The sequence below is a fragment of the Variovorax sp. Sphag1AA genome (assembly GCF_014192575.1).
Classification (GTDB): Bacteria; Pseudomonadota; Gammaproteobacteria; order Burkholderiales; family Burkholderiaceae_C; genus Variovorax.
The window spans coordinates 607,896-631,434 of the sequence record NZ_JACHYC010000006.1; the positions used below are offsets into that span (position 1 = coordinate 607,896).

Below are 23,539 nucleotides of genomic sequence, written 5' to 3' on the forward strand. Positions count from 1 at the left end.
ACCCGCCCGGCGCCCGAATCCCGTTCCCACGACTGGAGACACAGCTTGTCCGATGCACTCGTCCTCGCGTCGCAGGACGGCCCGGTTCTGACGCTCACGCTCAACCGGCCCGCCGCGCTCAACAGTTTCAACGGCGCCATGCATGAGCAGCTTCGCGCCGCGCTCGATGCGGCGGCAGCCAATGCCGCCGTCCGCTGCGTGATCCTCACCGGCGCCGGCCGCGGCTTCTGTGCCGGACAGGATCTGGCCGACCCGATGGTTGCCCCGTCGCCCGCCGGCGAGCCTCCCAAGGACCTGAGCCGCGCGATCGAGCTGCACTACACCCCGCTGGTCAAGCGCCTCAAGTCGATGCCGGTGCCGGTCATCGCCGCAGTCAACGGCGTCGCGGCCGGCGCGGGTGCGAACCTCGCGCTCAACTGCGACCTCGTGCTGGCCGCGCAATCTGCAAGCTTCATCCAGGCCTTCGCGAAGATCGGCCTCGTGCCCGACACCGGCGGCACCTGGCTGCTGCCGCGCATCGTCGGCCGTGCACGCGCACTGGGCCTCGCGATGCTGGGCGACAAGCTCACCGCAGCCGAAGCCGAGCGCATCGGCCTCATCTGGAAGTGCGTCGAAGACACCGCCCTCGCTGACGAAGCGCGCAAGCTCGCAGAGCGCCTCGCCGCCATGCCCGTCAAGGCACTGGCCGCCACCCGCGCCGCGATCGATGCCGCACAGCACTTCACGCTCGACCAGGCGCTCGACCACGAAGCCGCACTGCAGGCTGAGCTGGGCCGGGCACACGACTACCTCGAAGGCGTCGCCGCATTCGGCGCGAAGCGCGCGCCCCAATTCACCGACCGCTGATCCATACGATGACCACTGAACGCACTCCGCAGCAGATCGCCGACCTGGTCCGCGAACGCATGTTCGCCAACGACCGGGCCGCCAAGGGCCTCGGCATGGAAGTCACCGAAACCGTGCCCGGCAAGGCCACCGTCACCATGACCGTGCGCCAGAACATGCTCAACGGCCACGACATCTGCCACGGCGGCCTCATCACCACGCTCGCCGACACCGCCTTCGCCTACGCCTGCAACTCGTACAACGAACTCACCGTTGCATCCGGCTTCTCCGTAGACCTGATGGCGCCCGGGCGCGAAGGCGACGTGCTCACCGCGCGCGCGTTCGAAGTGTCGAAGGCCGGCCGTACCGGCGTCTACGACTGCGACATCACCAACCAGCGCAACGAGCGCATCGCGGTCTTCCGCGGTCGCTCCTACACCATCAAAGGCAAGCCGGCCGTCGCCGCGTGAGCTGCCCCAAGGAGACATACATGCCCGTGAAGCAACCCCGTCCCGGTGAACTGGAAGCCATCGAAACCGCAAGCCGCGACGAGATCCAGTCGCTGCAACTCCAGCGCCTGCGCTGGACGCTCCAGCACGCATACGACAACGTGCCGCACTACAAGAAGGCTTTCGACGACAAGGGCGTGCACCCGAGCGATCTGAAGCAGCTCAGCGATCTCTCGAAGTTCCCCTTCACCACGAAGAAGGACCTGCGCGACAACTATCCCTTCGGTCTCTTCGCCGTGCCGCGCGAGAAGGTCTCGCGCGTTCATGCATCGTCGGGCACGACCGGCAAGCCCACGGTGGTCGGCTACACCAAGAACGACATCGACACCTGGGCCACGCTGGTCGCGCGTTCGATCCGCGCAGCAGGCGGCCGCGCGGGCGACATCGTGCACGTGGCCTATGGCTACGGCCTCTTCACCGGTGGCCTGGGCGCGCACTACGGTGCGGAGAAGCTGGGTTGCACGGTGATCCCGATGTCCGGCGGCCAGACCGAGAAGCAGGTGCAGCTCATCCGCGACTTCAAGCCCGACATCATCATGGTCACGCCGAGCTACATGCAGGTGATCGTGGAAGAGTTCGTTCGCCAGGGCCTCGATCCGCGCGAAAGCTCGATCAAGGTCGGCATCTTCGGCGCCGAGCCCTGGACCGAAGCGATGCGCCACGAGATCGAAGGCAAGGCCGGCATCGATGCGGTCGACATCTACGGCCTTTCGGAAGTGATGGGCCCCGGTGTCGCAAGCGAATGCATCGAGACCAAGGACGGCCCTGTGATCTGGGAAGACCACTTCTATCCCGAGATCATCGACCCCGAGACCGGCGAAGTGCTGCCCGAGGGTTCGGAAGGCGAACTGGTCTTCACCTCGCTGACCAAGGAAGCGCTGCCGATCATCCGCTACCGCACGCGTGACCTGACGCGCCTGCTCACGCCCACCTCGCGGTCGTTCCGCCGCATGGGCAAGATCGTCGGCCGCTCCGACGACATGCTCATCATCCGCGGCGTGAACGTCTTCCCGACGCAGATCGAGGAGATCGTTCTGCAGCACGCCAAGCTCTCCGGCCAGTACCAGATCAACGTGAGCCGCGACGGCCTGCTGGATGAAGTGGAAGTGCAGTGCGAACTGCAACCGCTCGCCGCATCGAGCACCGATGCCGCCGAACTGCGCGAGATCTCGGGCTGGTTGCAGTCCCGCATCAAGACACTGGTCGGCATCAGCACGCGCGTGCAGGTGCTGGTGCCGGATTCGATTGAACGCACGCTGACGGGCAAAGCCAGGCGTGTGATCGACAAGCGACCAAAGTCGCAGTGAACCACTGAAAGGGATCGATATGTACACCCAAGCCATGGACACGATGGGCAAGGACGAGGGCGGCAAGAAGGCCGTGCGTTCCGCCGAGGAAATGCAGCTCGAGCAGCGCTTCGACGCCCGCATCGATGCGGGCGATTTCATCGAGGCGAAGGACTGGATGCCCGACCACTACCGCAAGACGCTGGTGCGCCAGATCAGCCAGCACGCGCATTCCGAGATCGTCGGCATGCTGCCCGAGGGCAACTGGGTCACGCGTGCGCCGACGCTCAAGCGCAAGGCGATCCTGCTCGCGAAGATCCAGGACGAAGCCGGCCACGGGCTCTATCTCTACTCGGCCGCGGAAACGCTCGGTACGTCGCGCGACCAGATGCTCGACGCGCTGCACACCGGCCGCGCCAAGTACAGCTCGATCTTCAACTACCCCACGCTGACCTGGGCAGACATGGGCACCATCGGCTGGCTGGTCGATGGCGCGGCGATCATGAATCAGGTGCCGATCTGCCGCTGCTCGTACGCACCGTATGCGCGCGCCATGATCCGCATCTGTCGCGAAGAGAGCTTCCACCAGCGCCAGGGTTTCGAAGCGCTGCTCACCATGATGCAGAAGGGCACCGACGCGCAGAAGGCCATGGTGCAGGACGCGGTCAATCGCTGGTGGTGGCCGTCGATCATGATGTTCGGCCCGCCGGACGACCAATCGCCCAACTCCGCGCAATCGATGCGCTGGGGCATCAAGCGCTTCACCAACGACGATCTGCGCGCCAAGTTCATCGACGCCACCATCGAACAGGCCAAGGTGCTCGGCGTCACGCTGCCCGACCCCGACCTGAAGTGGAACGAGGAACGCGAGCACTACGACCACGGAACGATCGACTGGAGCGAGTTCTGGCGCGTCGTCGGCGGCGACGGCCCGTGCAACCGCGAACGCCTCGGCGCGCGCGTCAAGGCATGGGACGACGGCGCGTGGGTGCGCGAAGCCGCGCTCGCCCATGCCGCCAAGCGCGCCGAGCCCCAGCCCCTCGCTGCCTGAACCACGATCCAAGGAATACGACCATGAGCAACCCGAATCCGTCGAACACCTCCACTGAATGGCCGCTGTGGGAAGTCTTCGTCCGCAGCCGTTCCGGCCTCGACCACAAGCACTGCGGCAGCCTGCATGCCGCCGACCCGAAGATGGCCATCCAGATGGCCCGCGATGTCTACACCCGTCGCCAGGAAGGCACCAGCGTGTGGGTCGTGCGCTCCGACCAGATCGTCGCGAGCGACCCGGGCGACAAGGACATGTACTTCGATCCGATGGAAGACAAGGTCTACCGTCACCCGACCTTCTACCAACTGCCGGGTTCGGTAGACCACATGTGAGGTGAGCGAGATGCAAGCATCCATCGCCGTCGACCTCCAGCCCATCGTGCAGTACCTGCTGCGCATCGGCGACACCTGCCTGATCCACGCGCAGCGGCTCTCGGAGTGGTCCGGGCACGCGCCCATCCTGGAAGAAGACATCGCCATGTCGAACATGGCGCTCGACCTCATCGGCCAATCGCGCGCGGTGCTCACGCTCGCGGGCGAGCTCGAAGGCCAGGGCCATGACGAAGACCAACTCGCCTTCCTGCGTCAGGAGAAGGACTTCCGCAACCTCACCATGGTCGAACTGCCGCGCGGCGACTTCGCTTTCACCGTCATGCGCAACGCGATGATGGCGACGTTGATGAAGCTGCTGTGGGAGCGCCTGCACGAGTCGAGCAACGCCGAACTCTCCGCGATCGCCGGCAAGGCGATCAAGGAAGCGCGCTACCACCAGCAGCATGCGGCCGACTGGGTCGTGCGTCTCGGCGACAGCACCGACGAAGCGCGCCAGCGCATCGAGAAGGCGCTGCGCGACCTGTGGCTCTACGTGCCCGAGCTGTTCGAATCCGACGCGATCGACGAAGCGGCGAGCGCCGACGGCATCGGCCCGCGCTGGTCTGACCTGAAGGCCAAGTGGCTCGAAGAGATGAACACCATCCTCGATGAAGCCACGCTCAAGCGCCCCGAAGACGCGGCCTTCCGCAGCACCGGCAAGAACGGCGTGCACAGCGAGCACATGGGCTACATCCTCACCGAGATGCAGTACCTGCAGCGCGCCTACCCCGGGGGCGTGTGGTGAACACCGAGGCCGTCATGGCAACGCGCAGCGAACAAGCCTGGGACGTGCTGTCGACAGTGCTCGACCCCGAGGTGCCGGCGCTGTCGGTGCGTGACCTCGGCATCGTGCGCGACGTTGTGGAGCACGATGACCGACTCGAAGTGGTGCTCACCCCGACCTACTCGGGCTGTCCCGCGACCGAGGTCATCGAGCACGACGTGCTGAGCGCGATCGAGAAGGCCGGCCTCGGCCCCGCCTACGTGACGCTGCAGCGTGCGCCGGCCTGGACCACCGACTGGATCAGCGCCGAAGGCCGCCGCAAGCTCTTCGAATACGGCATCGCGCCGCCCGGCCCGGCGCCCGATGGCGCAGTGCCGATCCGCATCTTCGGCCGTAAGGCCGACACGGTGATCTGCCCGCGCTGCGGCAGCAAGAACACGGAGCGTCTCTCCGCGTTCGGCTCCACGGCCTGCAAGTCCATGTATCGCTGCATCTCGTGCCGCGAACCGTTTGAACATTTCAAGCCGATCTGAAGCGGCGGAGTCCCCACATGAGCGTGATGTTCCATCCCTTGACGGTGCGCCAGATCGCACCCGACACCGAAGAGGCGGTGATCGTCTCCTTCGACGTGCCCCTTGAATTGCGCGAAGTCTTCGGCTTCACGCAGGGCCAGTACCTCACCCTGCGCAAGGACATCGACGGGCAGGACCTGCGCCGCTCGTATTCGATCTGCGCCGGCGTCGACGACGGCGAACTGCGCGTCGGCGTGCGCAAGGTCAAGGGCGGCACCTTCTCCAACTGGATCAACGAAAAGCTCCAGCCGGGCGACACCATCAACGTGATGGCGCCGCAAGGCCGCTTCTTCGTGCCGATCGAGCCCGAATCGAAGCGCCACCACGTCGGCATCGTCGGCGGCAGCGGCATCACGCCGATCCTGTCGATCATGAAGACGGTGCTGGCGCGCGAGCCCAACTCGCGCTTCACGCTGATCTACGGCAACCGCAAGCTGCAGTCCACGATGTTCAAGGAAGAGCTTGAGGACCTGAAGAACCGCTACATGACGCGCCTGGTGCTGCACCACGTGTTCAGCGGCGAGCCGACCGATGCGCCGCTCAACATGGGCCGCATGAGCCGCGAGAAGCTGGCCGAGTTCTTCGCCAGCGTGGTGCCGGCCGGCAGCATCGACCACGCCTACATCTGCGGCCCGTTCCAGATGAACGACGAGGCCGAAGCCGCGTTGCTGGGCGCTGGCGTGCCCGAAGACCGCATCCACATCGAGCGCTTCGGCGTTGCGACGCCCGAAGGCGCGCCGGTGGGTGCGGTGATCCATGAAGCGCGACCGGGCGATGCCGAAGTCGCGAAGATCGTGATCATCCGCGACGGCCTGCAACGCGAGATCGAGTTCCGCAAGGACCAGCCGAGCATCCTCGACTGCGCATCGGCTTCGGGCCTCGAAGTGCCGTTCTCATGCACTTCCGGCGTGTGCGGCACCTGCCGTGCAAAGGTCGTCGAAGGCGAGGTGCGAATGGAGCGAAACTTCGCGCTCGACAAGAACGAGGTCGCGGCCGGCTTCGTTCTGACCTGCCAGGCCCATCCATTGACAGAGAAGGTGGTCCTCTCATTCGACGAACGCTAGTAGAAGGAATCCCATGGCCCGTGGACGCTCACCCGGTTACGACGATCAGCGCGAGATGATCCTGGAGCATGCCGCGCAGCTCTTCGCCAACCGCGGCTACTCCGCCACCTCGATGAACCAGGTGGCGGAAGCGTGCGGCTTCTCCAAGGCCTTGCTCTATCACTACTACCGCGACAAATACAGCCTGCTCGTCAGCATTGCCGAGAACCATGTGTCGCGCCTCGAAGGGCTCGTCACAGACGTCGAGGCCCAGAAGCTCGACGCCGAGGCGCACCTGCGCGAACTCATCCGCCGCTTCGTTCAGGAATACGCCGGCGCGCGGCATGCGCATCGCGTGCTGACCGAGGACGTGAAGTTCATGGAAGAGGGTGACCGCGAGCGCGTGCTCGGCACGCAACGCAAGGTGGTGTCGGGCTTCGCGCGCGCGGTGCTCGAACTGCGCCCCGACCTGCAAGACGCCGCGCTCGCCAAGCCGCTGACCATGCTGCTGTTCGGCATGATCAACTGGATGTTCATCTGGATGCGCCCAGACGGCGAACTCGACTACGACGCCATGGCCCCGGTGGTGGCCGATCTCTTCCTCGGGGGTCTCCCCGGCGTGAGGATTCCCCAGCGCATCGTCCACGTGGACGCATAGAACCACAGCTCACTTTTTCATCAACCACCAAAACGGAGACATGCAATGACACACTTCAAACCCCTCGCGGTGATCGCGGCCCTCTTGGCGTCGGCGCTCGCACATGCAGACATCAACGTCGGCGTGACCGTCTCGGCCACCGGCCCGGCCGCGTCGCTCGGTATTCCCGAGAAGAACACCATCGCGCTGATGCCCAAGACCATCGGGGGACAGAAGGTCAACTACATCGTGCTCGATGACGCCAGCGACACTACTGCCGCGGTCAACAACACGCGCAAGCTGATCTCCGAGAACAAGGTGGACATCATCCTCGGCTCGACCACCACGCCGAACTCGCTCGCGATGATCGATGTGGCCGCCGAGAACCAGACGCCCGTGATCTCCATGGCCGCATCGGCCCGCATCGTCGAGCCGGTCGATGCCAAGAAGCGCTGGGTCTTCAAGACGCCGCAGAACGACATCATGATGTCGCTCGCGATCGCCGAGCACATGGCCTCCAACGGCGTGAAGACGGTGGGCTTCGTCGGCTTCTCCGACGCCTACGGCGAAGGCTGGTTCCAGGAGTTCTCGAAGGCTGCCGATCTCAAGAAGCTGAAGATCGTCGCCAACGAGCGCTATGCGCGCACCGACACCTCGGTCACTGGCCAGACGCTCAAGCTGATGTCCGCCAAGCCCGACGCGATCCTCGTGGCCGGCTCCGGTACGCCGGCTGCACTGCCGCAGAAGAGCCTCAAGGAGCGCGGCTACGCTGGCAAGGTCTATCAGACGCACGGCGTCGCCAACGCGGACTTCCTGCGCGTGGGCGGCAAGGATGTCGAAGGCACCATCCTGCCGGCCGGCCCGGTGCTCGTCGCCGAGCAACTGCCTGCCAGCAACCCGGTGAAGAAGTCCGCGCTGGCCTATGTGGCCGCCTATGAAGCGGCGAACGGCAAGGGCTCGGTCTCGACGTTCGGCGCGCATGCATGGGACACCGGCCTGCTGATGGCTGCTGCCGTTCCGGTTGCACTCAAGAAGGCACAGCCCGGCACGCCCGAATTCCGCGCCGCACTGCGTGATGCGCTCGAACAGGTCAAGGAACTGCCGGGTGCGCATGGCGTGTTCAACATGACGCCGAACGATCACCTCGGCCTCGACCAACGCGCCCGCGTCATGGTGAAGATCGAGAACGGCAACTGGAAATACATCCCGCCATCACCTTGAGCCACCCCCAGGCTTCGCGCACTTCGTGTCGCTACGCCAACCCCCTTCGAGGGGGCGATACCTGCGGCCCGGCGAAGCCGGTTCCGCGGTATCCCCGGCATGGCGCACGCAAGCCATAGGCTGACGGACTGACAGGAACGGACATGGATTTCGACATCGCCCTGTTGTTGGGGCAAGACGGCATCGTCAACGGCGCCGTCTACGGACTGATGGCGCTGGCGCTGGTGCTGGTGTTTTCCGTCACGCGGGTGATCTTCATCCCGCAGGGCGAACTGGTGGCTTTCGGCGCTTTGTCGATGGCCGCGCTCAACGCCGGACGTACGCCGGCCACGCTGTGGCTGTTGGTCGCACTGGCCGTCGCCACGCTGGCGGTCGAAGGCTGGCGCTGGAAGCGCGGCGCGACGGTGGACTGGAAGGCCACGGCCGTCTGGACCGTCGCGTTCCCGCTGGTGGCCTGCGTGCTCGTGCTCGGTGTGAAATCCACGTCGCTCGCGATGCAGGCGGTAACTGCGCTGGTGCTCATCACGCCGCTCGGCCCGCTGCTGTATCGACTGGCCTACCGGCCGCTGGCGGATGCGACGGTGCTGATCCTGCTGATCGTCTCGGTGGCGCTGCACGGCGTGCTGGTCGGCCTCGGCCTGCTGTTCTTCGGGGCCGAAGGCTCGCGCACGCCGCCCTTTTCCGAAGCAAAGGTCGAGATCGGCGGGCTCGCCATCACCGGCCAGTCAATGGTGGTGGTCGGCGTGGCCGCTGCGCTCGTGGTTCTCATGTTCCTCTTCTTCGAACGGTCCATCGTCGGCAAGGCGTTGCGCGCCACGGCAATGAACCGCGTCGGTGCACGGCTCATGGGCATCCCGACCGACCTGTCGGGTGACCTGAGCTTCGCGCTCGCGGCGCTGATCGGCGCCGTCTCCGGCTTGCTCATCGCGCCGCTCACCACGGTGTATTACGACACCGGCTTTCTCATCGGACTCAAGGGCTTCGTCGCGGCGATCGTCGGCGGCCTCGCGAGCTATCCCATCGCGGTGCTCGGTGCGCTGCTGGTGGGGCAGCTCGAAGCCTTCTCTTCGTTCTGGGCCAGTGCGTTCAAGGAAGTGCTCGTGTTCACCCTGATCATTCCGGTGCTGTGGTGGCGTTCACTCCATAGCCGCCACGTGGAGGACGAGGAATGACGCGCCGCCACTTCACCCTCATCTGCATTGCCGCGCTGGCGCTGTGCTGGGCTTGGCTGCCCGAGTTCACCGTCACGATGTTCAGCTACATCGGCCTCTATTCGATGGTCGCGGCAGGCCTCGTGATGCTCACCGGCATCGGCGGCATGACCTCCTTCGGGCAGGCTGCGTTCGTCGCCATCGGTGCGTATGCCACCGCGTGGGTCTGCACTTCACCCGCTGCGACTGCCGCACTGGGCGGCGTGGTGCCGGCCGGTGCATTGCCATGGGTCGGCCTCGCGCTGGGCCTGGTGCTGACCTTCCTCGTCGCTTGGGCGCTGGGTGCAATCACGCTCAAGCTCTCCGGCCACTACCTGCCGCTGTGCACCATTGCATGGGGGCTGAGCCTCTACTTCCTGTTCGGCAACCTCGAGTTCCTCGGTGGGCAAACAGGTATCACCGGCCTGCCGGCGCTGACCATTGCAGGCCTCTCGCTCGCATCCCCGCGCGCACTCGGGCCGCTGATCTGGGCGCTGCTGCTGCTCTCGCTCTGGGCGCTGCACAACCTGCTCGATTCGCGTGAAGGCCGTGCGATCCGCGCGCTGAAGTCCGGCCGCGTGATGGCCGAATCGATGGGCGTCGACACCGCGCGCTACCGCGTCAAGGTGTTCGTGCTCGCAGCGCTGCTGGCGGCGCTGTCGGGCTGGCTCTATGCGCACATGCAGCGCTTCGTGAACCCGACGCCGTTCAACCTCAACATCGGCATCGAGTACCTCTTCATGGCAGTGGTTGGCGGTGCTGGCCATCTGTGGGGTGCGGTGCTCGGCGCGACGCTGATCACGCTGGTCAAGGAACAGCTGCAGGACATCCTGCCCAAGCTGCTCGGCGCCAGCGGCAATTTCGAGGTGATCGTCTTCGGCCTGCTGATGCTCTTCGTGCTGCAGCGTTTTGCCGAAGGCCTGTGGCCGACGCTCGCGCGCTGGTCGTCGCGCTTCCTCAAGCCCGAGCCCGTCCATGTGCCGAAGTCGACGGCGTCGCTCGCAAGCCGTACGCTTCCGGCTGCCGGTACGCTGCTGCTCGAATCGGACAGGGTCACCAAGCGCTTCGGCGGCCTCGTTGCCAACAACGCGGTCGCGATGACGCTCAAGGCCGGCGAGGTGCATGCGCTCATCGGCCCCAATGGCGCGGGCAAGAGCACCTTCTTCAACATGATCTCGGGCGTCGACGATCCGACCGAAGGCGAGGTGCGTCTCATCGGCGAGACGATGAACGGCAAGCCTTCGCGCGACTACGCCGCACGTGGCCTCGGCCGCACCTTCCAGCATGTGCGCCTGCTCGGCACACGCACCGTGCTGGAGAACGTGGCCGTCGGCGCGCACCGCCGCGGACGTCACGGCTGGATCGCTTCGATGCTGCGGCTCGACCGCGCCGAAGAGGCAGCACTGCTTGCCGAAGCGCGTCGCCAGATCGAACGGTGCGGCCTCGGCGAATACGCCGACGTGCCCGCAGCCTCGCTTGCACTCGGCCAGCAGCGGGTCGTCGAGATCGCCCGTGCGCTCGCCGGCCAACCTGCAGCGCTGCTGCTCGATGAGCCCGCCGCCGGTCTGCGCCACCTGGAAAAGCAGGCGCTCGCAACCCTGCTGTCGCAACTACGCGCCGAAGGCCTGGGCATCCTCATCGTCGAGCACGACATGGAATTCGTGATGAACCTCGCCGACCGCATCACGGTGCTGGAGTTCGGCACCGTCATCGCTGAAGGCACGCCCGCCGAAGTGCAGGTCAACCCCCGTGTGCTCGACGCCTATCTGGGCGGCAGCGACGAACCCGTCCCCATGGCGGCTTGAGCATGAATCCTCTATTCGAACTCCAGGGCTTCAGCGTCGCCTATGGCGCTGTCGAAGCGGTGCACAGCGTCGACCTGCGCGTGGACGAGGGCGAGATCGTCACCGTCATCGGTCCCAACGGCGCGGGCAAGACCACGCTGCTGTGCGCTGCGATGGGCCTGCTGCCTTCCACCGGCAGCCTGACGCTGGCGGGCGAGCGCATCGCGCGGCCTAGCGTCGAGGCGATGGTCGCGCGTGGCGTGGCACTCGTGCCCGAGCGGCGCGAGCTGTTCGGCGAAATGCCGGTCGAGGACAACCTGCTGCTCGGCGGCTTCTACCGCTGGCGCACCGGCCGGCGCGACCAGCGCGAGCGCATGGAGGAAGTCTTCGCGATCTTCCCGCGCCTCAAGGAGCGTCGCGCCCAGCTTGCCAGCACGCTTTCGGGCGGCGAGCGGCAGATGCTCGCGATCGGCCGTGCGCTGATGGCGCGGCCCAAGCTGCTGATGCTCGACGAGCCCTCGCTCGGCCTCGCGCCGCTGATCGTGCGCGAAGTGCTGCATGTCGTCTCGTCGCTGCGCTCGCATGGCGTGTCGGTGCTGCTCGTGGAGCAGAACGCACGCGCCGCATTGCAGGTCGCCGATCGTGGCTATGTGCTGGAAACCGGCGCGGTCGCGCTCACTGGTCCTGCGCAGGCGCTGCTGCACGACCGGCGAATCATCGACACCTACCTCGGGCTGGGCAACAAGAACGCTGTCGCCGCCTGATTTCTTCGGAGAAATTCATGACCCAGATCCTTCAAAGCTTCATCGGCGGTCGCTGGCTCGGCCAGCAGGGCGCGCAGGTGCTCCAGAGTGCCGTCAACGGGCGTCCGGTGGCGAGCACGCACGCCGAGTCCATCGACTTCGGCGAGGCGCTGCATCACGCACGCACCGTGGGCCTCACGAACTTGCTCGCGATGGATTTCCAGCAGCGTGCGCAGCGGCTGCGCGCGCTCGCCAAGTACCTCGCTGAGCACAAGGAAGAGCTCTACGCGATCTCGGCCCACACCGGTGCGACGCGCGCCGACAGCTGGATCGACATCGAGGGCGGCGCGGGCACGCTTGCAGCCTATGCGGGCATCGGCGGCAATGAACTGCCCTCGGGCAACCTCGTGCACGAAGGCCCCGCGATCCCGCTCGGCAAGAAGGGCAGCTTCGCCGGCACGCACATCCTGGTGCCGCGCCGTGGCGTCGCAGTGCACATCAACGCCTTCAACTTCCCGGTCTGGGGCCTGCTCGAAAAGTGGGCGCCGAGCTTCCTCGCGGGCATGCCCTGCATCGGCAAGCCGGCGACCTCGACCAGCTACCTGACCGAAGCGCTGGTGCGCCTCATGCACCGCTCGGGCCTGTTGCCCGAAGGCAGCCTGCAGCTCGTGATCGGCAGCACGGGCGACCTGCTCGACCGCCTTGACGGCGCCGACGTGGTCACCTTCACCGGCTCCGCCGACACGGCGGCCAAGCTGCGCGTGCACCCGAACATCGTTCGCCAGTCGATCCCCTTCAACGCCGAGGCCGACTCGCTCAACTGCGCGATCCTCGCACCCGACGTGTCGCCGGACGACGAGGAGTTCGACCTCTTCGTGAAGGAAGTGGCCCGCGAGATGACGGTCAAGTCCGGCCAGAAGTGCACCGCGATCCGCCGCGCGATCGTGCCGCGCCAGCATCTCGATGCGGTGGCTCAAAGGTTGAGCGCCCGCCTCGCCAAGACGGTGGTCGGCGATCCGTCGCTGGAAAGCGTCCGCATGGGCGCGCTGGCATCGCATGCGCAGCAGGCCGACGTGGCCGAGCGCGTTCGCACGCTGATGCAGGGTGCTGAACTGGTCTACGGCGAGCGCGACGGCTTCGCGCCGCAAGGCGAGGGCGTCGCGGAAGGCGCGTTCTTCTCGCCCACACTGCTCCTGTCGCGCGACCCGCTGCGCCACGACGCGGTACATGACGTCGAAGCTTTCGGCCCCGTCAGCACGCTGATGCCCTACGACGGCATCGACGAAGCGCTCGCGCTCGCCGCACGCGGTCGCGGCAGCCTCGTCGGCACGCTGGTCACCAAGGATCCGGCGACCGCCGCGAAGGCGATTCCGATCGCGGCGGCGCACCATGGCCGCATGCTGGTGCTCGATCGCGAAGCGGCGGTCGAATCCACCGGCCACGGCTCGCCGCTGCCCTTCCTGAAGCACGGCGGCCCGGGCCGCGCGGGCGGCGGCGAAGAGCTGGGCGGCCTGCGCGCGGTCAAGCACTACCTGCAGCGCACGGCGGTGCAGGGCTCGCCGACGATGCTCGCGGCAGTCACCGGTGAATACATGCGCGGCGCGAAGCTCAACGAATCCGAGGTGCATCCGTTCCGCAAGCATTTCGAGGATCTCGCGATCGGCGATTCGCTGCTCACGCACCGCCGCACGGTCGGCGAGGCCGACCTCGTCGCCTTCGGCGGCATCTCGGGCGACTACTTCTACATGCACTTCGACGAGATCGCGGCCAAGGAGAGCCCGTTCGGCAAGCGCATCGCGCACGGGTACTTCGTGCTGTCGGCGGCGGCGGGACTCTTCGTCTCGCCCGCGCCGGGGCCGGTGCTGGCCAACTACGGGCTCGACACGCTGCGCTTCGTCAAGCCGGTGGGCATCGGCGACACCATCCGCGCGCGCCTGACCTGCAAACGCAAGATCGACCGCAACAAGAAGGACGCCAACGGCGTCGGCCAGGGCGTCGTCGCCTGGGATGTGGAAGTGACCAACCAGGACGGCGATCTGGTCGCCAGCTACGACATCCTGACGCTGGTCGCCAAGCGGAGCTGAGGCCGGGCCGATCCGGTCGATCTTCGCCCGGCTTGCCAATCGGGCGATCGTGAGCACAATTCCGCCGCATGGACGGACTTGTGCGCGCACGGAGGGGGATCCTTCCGATCCTCCTCCTCGGCATCGCGGCCTGCCTGTCGGGCCCGTCGTCGTGGGCCGCCACCCCCGAGGAATCCGCCGCGGCTCCGGCCGCGACCGTCGGACCCATTCCCACCGCAGACATCACCGCGCGCGCCGATGCGGACGAGCATCGCATCCAGACGGCGGTGCAGCGCGCCAAGCAGGACGACGAACTCCTGCGCCTGGAAGCCAGCCTTGGGCGCCTGTCGGACTCCATCAACCGGCTCGCGCAACAGTCGGCCGAACACAAGCTCGACGACCTGCCGATGCGCCGCCTCGAAAGCCTGCAGCGGCACTGGCAGCTCTATGCGCGCGAACTGACCGACTTGCGCACGCGGGCGTCGCGCATCGCGCGAGAGCTTTCCGAAGACGCGGCCGCGCTGACCAGCATGCGCGCGCAATGGAGCGCCACCGGCCGCGATGCGCAGGCCATCGCGCCGGCGTTGCGCGAGCGTGTCGACGAGCTGATCGCCAAGACCGAGCAGGCGGAGAAGACGGTGGCCGACCCGCTTGCCAAGTCCCTGCACGTCGGCCGCATCGCGGGCGAGCTTGCCCGGCAGGTGCGCGATGAAGAATCCGAGGTGCAGCAGCGTATCGACGAACTGGACCGCCGCCTGTTGTCGATGGATGCGCCACCGCTCTGGCAAAGCCCGGGCCGGAGCCGCATCGAGCTGGAGCCCTTCCGCGCCGGACTCCGGCAGAGCCTGGCGATCGAATCGGCGCTCGCGCGCGACCATGACGCCGCGAACCTCGGCCTGCTGCGGGTGCTGGTCGCAAGTGCGCTTCTGCTGCTGCCGCTGCTGCTGTGGCTGCGCAGCCGAGCTCGCCGGCTCGTGGCGGACGGGCTGGTGACGCCCGATTCGGTCAAGCCGCTCAGCCGGCCCTGGGCCGCATGGCTGGTGCTGGTGGCACTGTTCGCGGTGGTCTTCGACTTCAAGGGGCCGGCGGTGCGCCAGCAACTGTTCATGCTGCTGGCGTGGCTGCCCATGCTGCGGCTGCTGCCGTCGCGGCTTTTGTCGGCGGTCGGTCCGTGGGCCTACCTGAGCGCGGGTTTCTACATGCTCAACATGCTGGCCTCATTGCCGGTGAGCAACGAGTTCCTGTACCGGAGCTTCCTGCTGCTGCTCGACCTCGTGATGCTCGCGACCGTGGTGATGCTCTTCGTGCGCGCGCGCCGCGAAGTGCCTGTGGGCACCCCCGCGCACAAGCAACCGGTCATGGTGCTGTTGCTGGGCGCGGCGGGCGTGGCGCTCGGCCTCGCCGTCGTGTCGAACCTGCTGGGCAACGTCTCGCTGGCCGTCACGCTGGCTTCGGCGGTGCTCGACAGCAGCTACCTCGGGCTGGTGATGTATGCCGCGGTCACCATCGTGGTTGCGCTCGCGCAGGTGCTTTTCATCCGCCACGATGTGTCGCAGGTGGCGCAGGGCGGGCGGTCTTGGGCGCAGACCGGTGCGCAGGTCGGGCGCGCCTTGCTGGCGGTGGCGTTCGTGGTGATCCTGCTGCAGTCGTTCCGGATCTACCGGCCGCTCTCGGACATGCTCGCCAGTGCGCTCAACCATGTGTTCACGCTCGGCACGCTGTCGTTGAGCCTCGGCAACGTCGTCGCCTTCGTCGCGGCGGTCTTCGTGGCCTTCTGGGTTGCGCGCGTGATCCGGCAGGTGCTGCAGAAGGACGTACTGCCCTCGATGTCGCTGCCGCGGGGCGTGGGCAACAGCATCTCCTCGCTCACCTATTACTTCCTCATCACCTTCGGACTGCTGACGGCGCTCGGGTTGCTGGGCTTTCCGGTGGGGCAACTGGCGATCGTGTTCGGTGCGCTCGGTGTCGGTATCGGCTTCGGCCTGCAGGACGTGGTCAAGAACTTCGTCGCGGGCCTGATCCTGATGTTCGAGCGGCCGATCCGTCCCGGCGACGTGGTTGATATCGCGGGCCTGCTGGGAACGGTGAACCACATCGGCATCCGCGCCACCATCGTCACCACCTTCGAGGGCGCGGATGTGGTGATCCCGAACGGCGTGCTGCTGGCCGACAAGCTGGTCAACTGGACGCTCAGCGGAACCCGGCGCCGCATCGAACTCGAGGTGAACACGCGCCCCGACGTGCCGGCCGAGCGAACCATGGAACTGCTGCAGCGTGTCGCGCGCGATATCGAAGGCGTGTCGGTGCTGCCCGCGCCGGAGGCCATCGTGATGGGCCTCAACGGCGGCCTGCTGCAGATCAGCCTGCGCGCATGGACGGTGGAAGGCGTGAACTGGCTGGTGGTGCGCAGCAACCTCGCGAAGAACATCCGCACCGCACTCGCCGAGGCAGGCATCGAAGTGCCGAAGCCGCAGAGCGAAGTGCACCTCAGCGCCGGGGCCTCCGACGTGCTGGAGCGCTTCGCGGGCCGCGTGACCTAGCGATGGTGCGGGCCTGCATCCCCCGCCGTTGCGCTCCTACATAGGCAGGAGCGGGCGCAAACTACGGTCGAGCCTGGAGAACTGCACCATGCCCAAATCCAAGCCCAAGCCTCCTGCGCCGCGTGTCCTGTGGAAGGGCTCGATCAGCTTCGGCCTCGTCTACATCCCGGTGGCCCTCTATGCGGCCACGGTCAACCACGGCATCGACTTCGACTGGCTCGACAAGCGCACCATGGATCCGGTCGGCTACAAGCGCGTGAACAAGAAGACCGGCAGGGAAGTCGCCCGCGAGCAGATCGTGAAGGGCGTGGAATACGAGAGCGGCCAGTACGTCGTGCTGAGCAACAAGGAGATCGAGGCCGCCTACCCGAAGACCACGCAGACGGTGACGATCGAGCGCTTCGTGCCGGCCGACAGCATTCCGTTCATCTATCTCGATCGGCCTTACTACCTGGCGCCGAGCGGCCGCGGCGGGAGCAAGGTGTATGCACTCTTGCGCGACACCCTCAAGCGCGTCGGCCGCATCGGCATCGCCCGGGTGGTGATCCAGACCAAGGAACACCTCGCGGTGTTGGTGCCCGCCGGCCCCGGCCTGGTGCTTAACCTCCTGCGCTGGGGCACGGACATCCGGCCATGGAAAGACCTGCCGCTGCCGGCCGAAAGCCCGAAGCAGGCCGGCGTCACCGAACACGAGTTGAAGATGGCCGAGCAACTCGTGAAGGACATGAGCGATGACTGGGATCCGGCCGACTTCGAGGATTCGTTCACCGAGAAGATCACGAAGCTGATCGACGAGAAGGTGAAGGCGGGTCAGACCGAAGAGGTCACCAAGCCCGAGGCGAGCGAGGAAGCGGAAGGAAAGCGCGGCAGCAATGTGGTGGATCTCACCGAACTGTTGCAGCGCAGCTTGCGCAAGAATCGCGGCAAGTCCGAGCCGGATGAAGACAAGAGCGCCGACGCCGCTGGCAAGACTCCAGCGAAGAAGGCGCGCAAGCCGCCGGCCCGGAAGGCCGCGCGCAAGCGCACATCGGCGAAGACGTCCCGCAAGGCGGCATGACCCGGAAGGACACCACAGTGGGCAATCAGGCGGAATCCGACGCACTCGCGCCATACCACCGCAAGCGCGATTTCAAGAAGACGCCGGAGCCGCGCTCCGGCGGTAGCGCGCGGAGTGGCGTTCTCTCATTCGTGGTCCAGAAGCACCATGCGAGCCGCCTGCACTACGACTTCCGGCTCGAACTCGACGGCACGCTCAAGAGCTGGGCGGTGCCGAAGGGGCCATGCCTCGACCCGACCGTGAAGCGCATGGCGGTGCACGTCGAAGACCATCCGATCTCGTATGCGAGCTTCGAAGGCACCATCCCGCCCAAGCAGTACGGCGCGGGCACGGTGATCGTGTGGGACCGCGGCGACTGGATACCGCTGGGCGATGTGCACAAGACGCTGGCCGAAGGCAAGCTCAAGTTCGAACTACGCGGCAAGAAGCTGCGCGGGCACTGGACGCTGGTGCGCATGCACGGCAAGGCCGGCGAGAAGCAGGAGCCCTGGTTGCTCATCAAGGAACGCGACAGCGAAGCGCGGCCGATCGGCGAATACGACGTGGTCGAGGCCGAGCCCGACAGCGTGCTGACTGGGCGCGACGTCGACAGCCCGCCGCCGGTGACCTATGAGCGAAAGGCCGAGCCGGACGCGAAGCCTGCGAAAGCGAAGCCCGCGGAACCGCCCGGACTCAAGGCCGATTTGCCCGACATGCTTTCGCCGCAGCTCGCGACGCTGGCAACCGAGCCCCCGGCGCGCGCCGACGACTGGCTCTATGAGCTGAAGTTCGACGGCTACCGCCTGCTGACGCGCATCGACGCGAAGGGCAAGGTCCAGTGCATCACCCGCAACGGGCACGACTGGACCTCGAAGCTGCCCGCACTGGCGAATGCGCTCGCGAAGCTGCCGGTGCGCTCGACCTGGCTCGATGGCGAGATCGTGGTCGACGACGAACACGGCGCGCCCGACTTCCAGGCGCTGCAGAACGCCTTCGACCGTGGATCGACTTCTTCGATCGTCTACTGGCTCTTCGATGTTCCGTTTCTCGACGGGCGCGACCTGCGCGGCGTGCCGGTCGAGCAAAGACGCGACCTGCTCGCCACCATGCTCGGCAGCGAGCCGGATCCGCTGCTGCGCTTCAGCGAAGCCTTCGAGGCCGCGCCGCGCGATTTGCTCGCTTCGACGGCGCGCATCGGCTTCGAGGGGATCATCGGCAAGCGCCGGGGTTCGGGCTATGTGTCGCGACGCTCGCCCGACTGGATCAAGCTCAAGAACCAGCGGCGGCAGGAATTCGTCATCGGCGGCTATACCGCGCCCAAGGGCTCGCGCGAAGGCTTCGGTTCGCTGCTGCTCGGCGTGTACGACGACGCGGGCGCGCTGCAGTACTGCGGCAATGTCGGCACCGGCTTCGACGCAGGCCGGCTTGCGGACATCAAGGGCAGGCTCGACAAGGTGCAGAGCAACGAATGCCCCTTTGCCAGGCGGCCGGCCGGTGTGAAGGCGCAGTGGGTCGAACCGGTGCTGGTGTGCGAGGTGTCGTTCGGCGAATGGACGGACGACGATCGCATCCGCCATTCCGTCTTCCAGGGCCTGCGCACTGACAAGCCCGCCAGGCAGATTCGCCGCGAGACCGCGTTCGCGCCGGAGGCCGAGCCGGCGAAGCCTGCCGGGCAGGGCACGCGCTCCGTGCCGAAGCAGCGCGTGACACACGCCGACCGGGTGGTCGACAAGGAAAGCGGCATCACCAAGGGCGAACTCGTCGCGTTCTACGAGCAGGTGGCGGAACTCATCTTGCCGCACCTCAAGGGCCGTCCCGTGTCGCTGGTGCGCGCGCCCGACGGCGTGGGCGGCGAGCTCTTCTTCCAGAAGCATGCGAAGAAGACCGAACTGCCGGGGGTGACGCTGCTCGATCCGTCGCTCGACCGCGACCACGAGCCGCTCCTGCAGATCGACACCGAGCGGGGGCTGCTATCTGCAGCGCAGATGAACGTGATCGAGCTGCACACCTGGAACGCCACCTCGAACGCGATCGACAAGCCTGACCGGATGACGTTCGACCTCGACCCCGGCGAAGGCATCCAGTGGCCGCAGATGCAGGAGGCCACGCTGCTGGTGCACACCATCCTGACCGAGCTCGGATTGGTGCCTTTCCTGAAGACCAGCGGCGGGAAGGGCCTGCACGTGATGGTGCCGATCCGCCGGCAATACGACTGGGACACGGTCAAGGGCTTCTCGCAGGCGGTGGTGCAGCACCTTGCGCAGGTCATTCCGGACCGATTCGTCGCCAAGAGCGGGCCGCGCAATCGGGTGGGAAAGATCTTCGTGGACTACCTGCGCAACGGCTTCGGCGCGACGACGGTCGCCGCGTGGTCGGCGCGTTCGCGGCCGGGCCTTGGGGTGTCGGTGCCGGTGGCGTGGGACGAATTGCCCGGCCTGACGAGCGCATCGCAATGGACGGTGCGAAACATCGGCCGTCGGCTTCCCGCGGGCAACACGCCGTGGGAAGGCATGGCGAAGAGCGCGAAGGCGCTCGGCCCGGCCATGAAGAAGCTCGGCTACACGCCCTCGGCTTGAGCGACGGCGGGCGCCGCCACCACCTCCTCGGTCGTCACCTCGAAGCGCTCCAGCGTGTTCGCGCCGAACAGCATCGTGATCGGCACGTCGGCGGCGTCACGCCCGCGTGCAATGACGATGCGGCCGATGCGCGGCACGTTGTGCCGTGCGTCGAAGGTGTACCAGCGATCGCCGAGATACGCCTCGAACCACGCGCTGAAGTCCATCGGATACGGCGCCGCCGGCACGCCGATGTCGCCGAGGTAGCCCGTCGCGTAGCGCGCCGGGATGTTCATGCACCGGCACAGCGTGATCGCGAGATGGGTGAAGTCGCGGCACACGCCGACCCGCTCGCGGAAGACATCCAGCGCGGTCCGCGTGGCTCGCGCACATGCGTAGTCGAATCGGACCCGCTGGTGCACGAAGTCGCAGATGGCCTGCACGCGCTGCCATCCGGGCGCGACATTGCCGAACAGGTTCCACGCAAGCTGCAGCAGCTCACTGTCGACTTCGCAATAGCGGCTTGGCAGCAGGAATTGGAGCGTGCCGGTCGGAAGGTGGGCCGGATGGTCGGTGACGGCATGCGGGTTCACCGCGTCCGGCCAGCCGGTGTCGAACACCACCGCCTCGTTGCGCAGGCGGATCTTGCCGACGCCCTGCGGCACGTCGACGCGCGCGCAATGGTTGCCGAACACGTCGGTGTAGTGGTCGGCATGAAGCTGCGGGCAGATCGTGACCCGCTCGCCGGCTTCGCCCTGGATGTCGGCGGCGCGCGAAGGGTGCACGTGCAGCATGTAGATGAGCGCGGTGGGCGAGGCGACCGCCAGTTCGATGTCGAAGCCGATGTGGATGAGCATGGTGCGAGGGCTCGATGACGGATGAAAGGTGCGGCCATGCTAGGGACCGAAACCTGCGGCCGATGAGTGGACGAATACGCGAAGGCGCGTAGTCCAAATCCAGCGCGATCCTTCGTCGGCGAAGTCCTACTGTCGGCGCCGCGAAGCTCCCACACATCGCGGTGTGCGGCCACTACGGTCGTTGCCGGGAGCGGTGCCTAAGCTCTGGAATCCCATCGCGCCGTCGCGGCCTGTCCCTGTCCGAGCGCGATCCCCAGCGATCCCTATCTCCGACGAAGGAACCTCGATGACGCAACAGAACAAGGCCGCGGGCCGTCGCCAGAAGACGGCCAACGGCGCGAACGCGAAGCAGGAACAGCTCGACACCTTCACCACGGAGAACGCGCCGCTGATTACCACCAACCAGGGCGTGCAGATTCCGGACAACCACAACTCGCTGCGCGCCGGTGTGCGCGGCCCGACGCTGCTCGAGGACTTCATCCTGCGCGAGAAGATCACGCACTTCGACCACGAGCGCATTCCGGAGCGCGTGGTGCATGCGCGCGGCGCGGCGGCGCATGGTTACTTCGAGGTCTACAAGTCGATGTCGCAATTCACATGTGCCGACTTCCTGCAAGACCCGGCGGTGAAGACACCGGTGTTCGTGCGCTTCTCGACCGTGGCCGGATCGCGCGGCTCGGCCGACACAGTGCGAGACGTGCGCGGCTTCGCGGTCAAGTTCTACACGCAGCAGGGCAACTACGACCTCGTGGGCAACAACATCCCGGTGTTCTTCATCCAGGATGCGATCAAGTTTCCGGACCTCATCCATTCGGTCAAGGCCGAGCCTCACAACGAGATCCCGCAGGCCGCCAGCGCGCACGACACCTTCTGGGACTTCGCATCGCTGATGCCCGAGAGCACGCACATGCTGATGTGGGCGATGTCGGACCGTGCGATCCCGCGCAGCTTGCGGATGATGGAAGGCTTCGGCATCCACACCTTCCGCTTCATCAACGCGCGCGGCGAGAGTCACTTCGTCAAGTTCCACTGGAAGCCGAAGCTCGGCATCCACGGCCTTGCGTGGGACGAGGCACAGAAGATCGCCGGCAAGGACGCCGACTTCCATCGGCGCGACCTGTGGGAGGCCATCGAGAACGGCGACTTCCCCGAATGGGAGCTGGGCGTGCAACTCATCCCCAACGACAAGGAGCACGCCTTCGGCTTCGACCTGCTCGATCCGACCAAGATCATTCCGGAGGAGATGGTTCCGGTGCAGCGCATCGGCCGCATGGTGCTCAACCGCAACCCGGACAACTTCTTCGCCGAGACCGAGCAGGTGGCCTTCCACCCGGGCCATGTGGTGCCGGGCATCGACTTCACGAACGACCCGCTGCTGCAGGGCCGGCTCTTCTCGTACACCGACACGCAGATCTCGCGCCTGGGCGGTGCGAACTTCCACGAGATTCCGATCAACAAGGGCGTGTGCCCCTTCCACAACTTCCAGCGCGACGGGATGCACCGCATGACCATCGCGCGCGGCCAGGTCGCGTACGAACCGCACTCGCTGGTGGACGGCAAGGACTTCCGGGTCGATGGCGGCAGCGCCGGCTTCCAGTCGTTCCCCGAGGACCTGGAGCCGCCGAAGGTACGCCGGCGCAGTCCCTCGTTCGACGACCACTTCACGCAGGCGCGGCTCTTTTTCAACAGCCAGAGCGCGCCCGAGAAGGAACACATCATCGCGGGCTTCCGCTTCGAGCTGTCGAAGTGCGAGGTGCCGGCGGTGCGCCAGCGCATGGTGGACAACCTTGCGCACGTGGACGAGAAGCTCGCGCGCCGCGTGGCCGAGCCGCTCGGCATCAATGCGCCCGATGCGAAGGCGGCCGCGGGCCGCGCCGGATTTCGTGATCACCGCATCACGATGTCGATCGAGGAATCGCCGGCGCTCAGCATGATGGACACGGGGGACGGCTCGATCAAGACGCGCAAGATCGCGATCCTCGTGGCGGATGGTGTCGACTCGGCGTCGCTGCGTCCGATTCGCGAGGCGATCGAAAAGGCCGGTGCGCAATGCAAGGTGGTCGGCCCGCAGCTCGGCACGGTTGCGAGCGCGTCGAAGCGTCAGCTCGAGGTGGATGCGACCTACATCAACATGCCTTCGATCATGTTCGACGCGGTGCTCGTGCCCGCGGGTGCGCAGGGCGCCGAAGCGATGTCACGCAACGGCGATGCGGTGCACTTCGTGCTGGAGGCCTACAAGCACTGCAAGGCGATCTGCACGGTGGGCGAGGGCGTGCAATTGCTCTCCACGCTGGGCGTCGATGCCGACACGACGCCGTTGCCGGCGGGCGTGATCGTGGCGCCGACGCCCGTCACCAATCTCGGCGACACGACAGCTGCGACGCAGATCGCGCAGGACTTCATCGCGGCGATCGCGAAGCATCGGCACTGGGATCGGGCGAACGTGGAATCCGTGCCCGCCTGACCCCGGGACGGCGCTATCGGGCGCCGTGGCGCACCGACCAGCGCGAGCGCGCCAGCGCGGCGAGTTCG

Annotated in this window: 19 protein-coding genes; 18 read left to right on the forward strand and 1 reads right to left on the reverse strand. The window is 66.6% G+C overall.

The window, feature by feature from the left end:
* Nucleotides 1-45 precede the first annotated feature (45 nt).
* The 17 genes from FHW64_RS25680 (at nucleotide 46) to ligD (ending at nucleotide 20,171) form a co-directional block, all read left to right on the forward strand.
* Nucleotides 46-846, forward strand: a complete 801-nt coding sequence (locus FHW64_RS25680; protein WP_184531043.1) for an enoyl-CoA hydratase-related protein — start codon at nucleotides 46-48, stop codon at nucleotides 844-846.
* 8 nt (nucleotides 847-854) lie between these two features.
* The gene (paaI, locus tag FHW64_RS25685; protein ID WP_184531044.1) at nucleotides 855-1,295 is read left to right on the forward strand and encodes a hydroxyphenylacetyl-CoA thioesterase PaaI; all 441 of its coding nucleotides are present in this window, start codon (nucleotides 855-857) and stop codon (nucleotides 1,293-1,295) included.
* Between the two features lie 20 nt (nucleotides 1,296-1,315).
* Nucleotides 1,316-2,641, forward strand: coding sequence for a phenylacetate--CoA ligase PaaK (paaK, locus tag FHW64_RS25690; protein ID WP_184531045.1), 1,326 nt, complete (start codon nucleotides 1,316-1,318; stop codon nucleotides 2,639-2,641).
* Between the two features lie 19 nt (nucleotides 2,642-2,660).
* On the forward strand, nucleotides 2,661-3,671 hold the full coding sequence (gene paaA, locus FHW64_RS25695) for a 1,2-phenylacetyl-CoA epoxidase subunit PaaA (RefSeq protein ID WP_184531046.1): 1,011 nt from the start codon (nucleotides 2,661-2,663) through the stop codon (nucleotides 3,669-3,671).
* 23 nt (nucleotides 3,672-3,694) lie between these two features.
* Nucleotides 3,695-4,003, forward strand: a complete 309-nt coding sequence (paaB, locus tag FHW64_RS25700; RefSeq protein WP_184531047.1) for a 1,2-phenylacetyl-CoA epoxidase subunit PaaB — start codon at nucleotides 3,695-3,697, stop codon at nucleotides 4,001-4,003.
* A 10-nt stretch (nucleotides 4,004-4,013) separates the two neighbouring features.
* Entirely contained in the window at nucleotides 4,014-4,787 is a 774-nt protein-coding gene (gene paaC, locus FHW64_RS25705; protein WP_184531048.1) for a 1,2-phenylacetyl-CoA epoxidase subunit PaaC, read from the forward strand.
* Between the two features lie 14 nt (nucleotides 4,788-4,801).
* Nucleotides 4,802-5,299 carry a 1,2-phenylacetyl-CoA epoxidase subunit PaaD gene (paaD, locus tag FHW64_RS25710; RefSeq protein ID WP_184531049.1) on the forward strand — a complete coding sequence of 166 codons (498 nt, stop codon included), beginning with the start codon at nucleotides 4,802-4,804 and terminating at the stop codon, nucleotides 5,297-5,299.
* A gap of 17 nt (nucleotides 5,300-5,316) precedes the next feature.
* Nucleotides 5,317-6,402, forward strand: a complete 1,086-nt coding sequence (gene paaE / locus FHW64_RS25715) for a 1,2-phenylacetyl-CoA epoxidase subunit PaaE (RefSeq protein ID WP_184531050.1) — start codon at nucleotides 5,317-5,319, stop codon at nucleotides 6,400-6,402.
* 13 nt (nucleotides 6,403-6,415) lie between these two features.
* The gene (locus FHW64_RS25720) at nucleotides 6,416-7,039 is read left to right on the forward strand and encodes a TetR/AcrR family transcriptional regulator (RefSeq protein ID WP_184531051.1); all 624 of its coding nucleotides are present in this window, start codon (nucleotides 6,416-6,418) and stop codon (nucleotides 7,037-7,039) included.
* A 45-nt stretch (nucleotides 7,040-7,084) separates the two neighbouring features.
* The gene (locus tag FHW64_RS25725) at nucleotides 7,085-8,239 is read left to right on the forward strand and encodes an ABC transporter substrate-binding protein (protein WP_184531052.1); all 1,155 of its coding nucleotides are present in this window, start codon (nucleotides 7,085-7,087) and stop codon (nucleotides 8,237-8,239) included.
* Nucleotides 8,240-8,382: 143 nt separating this feature from the next.
* Nucleotides 8,383-9,411, forward strand: a complete 1,029-nt coding sequence (locus FHW64_RS25730; protein ID WP_184531053.1) for a branched-chain amino acid ABC transporter permease — start codon at nucleotides 8,383-8,385, stop codon at nucleotides 9,409-9,411.
* Nucleotides 9,408-11,234 carry an ABC transporter permease subunit gene (locus FHW64_RS25735; protein WP_184531054.1) on the forward strand — a complete coding sequence of 609 codons (1,827 nt, stop codon included), beginning with the start codon at nucleotides 9,408-9,410 and terminating at the stop codon, nucleotides 11,232-11,234. The genes FHW64_RS25730 and FHW64_RS25735 overlap by 4 nt, the downstream gene beginning before the upstream one ends.
* Before the next feature lie 2 nt (nucleotides 11,235-11,236).
* Nucleotides 11,237-11,977, forward strand: coding sequence for an ABC transporter ATP-binding protein (locus tag FHW64_RS25740; protein WP_184531055.1), 741 nt, complete (start codon nucleotides 11,237-11,239; stop codon nucleotides 11,975-11,977).
* A gap of 17 nt (nucleotides 11,978-11,994) precedes the next feature.
* A complete protein-coding gene (gene paaZ / locus FHW64_RS25745) occupies nucleotides 11,995-14,040 on the forward strand; it encodes a phenylacetic acid degradation bifunctional protein PaaZ (protein ID WP_184531056.1) in 2,046 nt (681 codons plus the stop codon).
* 68 nt (nucleotides 14,041-14,108) lie between these two features.
* Complete coding sequence (locus FHW64_RS25750) at nucleotides 14,109-16,559, forward strand: mechanosensitive ion channel family protein (protein ID WP_184531057.1); 2,451 nt, start codon at nucleotides 14,109-14,111, stop codon at nucleotides 16,557-16,559.
* 88 nt (nucleotides 16,560-16,647) lie between these two features.
* On the forward strand, nucleotides 16,648-17,616 hold the full coding sequence (locus FHW64_RS25755) for a Ku protein (RefSeq protein ID WP_184531058.1): 969 nt from the start codon (nucleotides 16,648-16,650) through the stop codon (nucleotides 17,614-17,616).
* A complete protein-coding gene (gene ligD, locus FHW64_RS25760) occupies nucleotides 17,613-20,171 on the forward strand; it encodes a DNA ligase D (protein WP_184531059.1) in 2,559 nt (852 codons plus the stop codon). The genes FHW64_RS25755 and ligD overlap by 4 nt, the downstream gene beginning before the upstream one ends.
* Here ligD and FHW64_RS25765 read toward each other — a convergent pair.
* A complete protein-coding gene (locus tag FHW64_RS25765; RefSeq protein WP_184531060.1) occupies nucleotides 20,153-21,007 on the reverse strand; it encodes a transglutaminase family protein in 855 nt (284 codons plus the stop codon). The two genes, ligD and FHW64_RS25765, sit on opposite strands and share 19 nt — an antisense overlap.
* 286 nt (nucleotides 21,008-21,293) lie before the next feature.
* On the opposite strand from FHW64_RS25765, the gene katE reads away from it, so the two are divergent.
* Nucleotides 21,294-23,471: a catalase HPII gene (gene katE / locus FHW64_RS25770; protein ID WP_184531061.1), complete on the forward strand. Its 2,178-nt coding sequence runs from the start codon at nucleotides 21,294-21,296 to the stop codon at nucleotides 23,469-23,471.
* Nucleotides 23,472-23,539 lie beyond the last annotated feature (68 nt).

Coding starts and splice junctions, on each gene's coding strand:
- paaI (WP_184531044.1), top strand. CDS start 855: ATGACCACTGAACGCACTCCGCAGCAGATCGCCGACCTGGTCCGCGAA.
- paaK (WP_184531045.1), top strand. CDS start 1,316: ATGCCCGTGAAGCAACCCCGTCCCGGTGAACTGGAAGCCATCGAAACC.
- paaA (WP_184531046.1), top strand. CDS start 2,661: ATGTACACCCAAGCCATGGACACGATGGGCAAGGACGAGGGCGGCAAG.
- paaB (WP_184531047.1), top strand. CDS start 3,695: ATGAGCAACCCGAATCCGTCGAACACCTCCACTGAATGGCCGCTGTGG.
- paaC (WP_184531048.1), top strand. CDS start 4,014: ATGCAAGCATCCATCGCCGTCGACCTCCAGCCCATCGTGCAGTACCTG.
- paaD (WP_184531049.1), top strand. CDS start 4,802: ATGGCAACGCGCAGCGAACAAGCCTGGGACGTGCTGTCGACAGTGCTC.
- paaE (WP_184531050.1), top strand. CDS start 5,317: ATGAGCGTGATGTTCCATCCCTTGACGGTGCGCCAGATCGCACCCGAC.
- FHW64_RS25720 (WP_184531051.1), top strand. CDS start 6,416: ATGGCCCGTGGACGCTCACCCGGTTACGACGATCAGCGCGAGATGATC.
- FHW64_RS25725 (WP_184531052.1), top strand. CDS start 7,085: ATGACACACTTCAAACCCCTCGCGGTGATCGCGGCCCTCTTGGCGTCG.
- FHW64_RS25730 (WP_184531053.1), top strand. CDS start 8,383: ATGGATTTCGACATCGCCCTGTTGTTGGGGCAAGACGGCATCGTCAAC.
- FHW64_RS25735 (WP_184531054.1), top strand. CDS start 9,408: ATGACGCGCCGCCACTTCACCCTCATCTGCATTGCCGCGCTGGCGCTG.
- FHW64_RS25740 (WP_184531055.1), top strand. CDS start 11,237: ATGAATCCTCTATTCGAACTCCAGGGCTTCAGCGTCGCCTATGGCGCT.
- paaZ (WP_184531056.1), top strand. CDS start 11,995: ATGACCCAGATCCTTCAAAGCTTCATCGGCGGTCGCTGGCTCGGCCAG.
- FHW64_RS25750 (WP_184531057.1), top strand. CDS start 14,109: ATGGACGGACTTGTGCGCGCACGGAGGGGGATCCTTCCGATCCTCCTC.
- FHW64_RS25755 (WP_184531058.1), top strand. CDS start 16,648: ATGCCCAAATCCAAGCCCAAGCCTCCTGCGCCGCGTGTCCTGTGGAAG.
- ligD (WP_184531059.1), top strand. CDS start 17,613: ATGACCCGGAAGGACACCACAGTGGGCAATCAGGCGGAATCCGACGCA.
- FHW64_RS25765 (WP_184531060.1), bottom strand. CDS start 21,007: ATGCTCATCCACATCGGCTTCGACATCGAACTGGCGGTCGCCTCGCCC.
- katE (WP_184531061.1), top strand. CDS start 21,294: ATGACGCAACAGAACAAGGCCGCGGGCCGTCGCCAGAAGACGGCCAAC.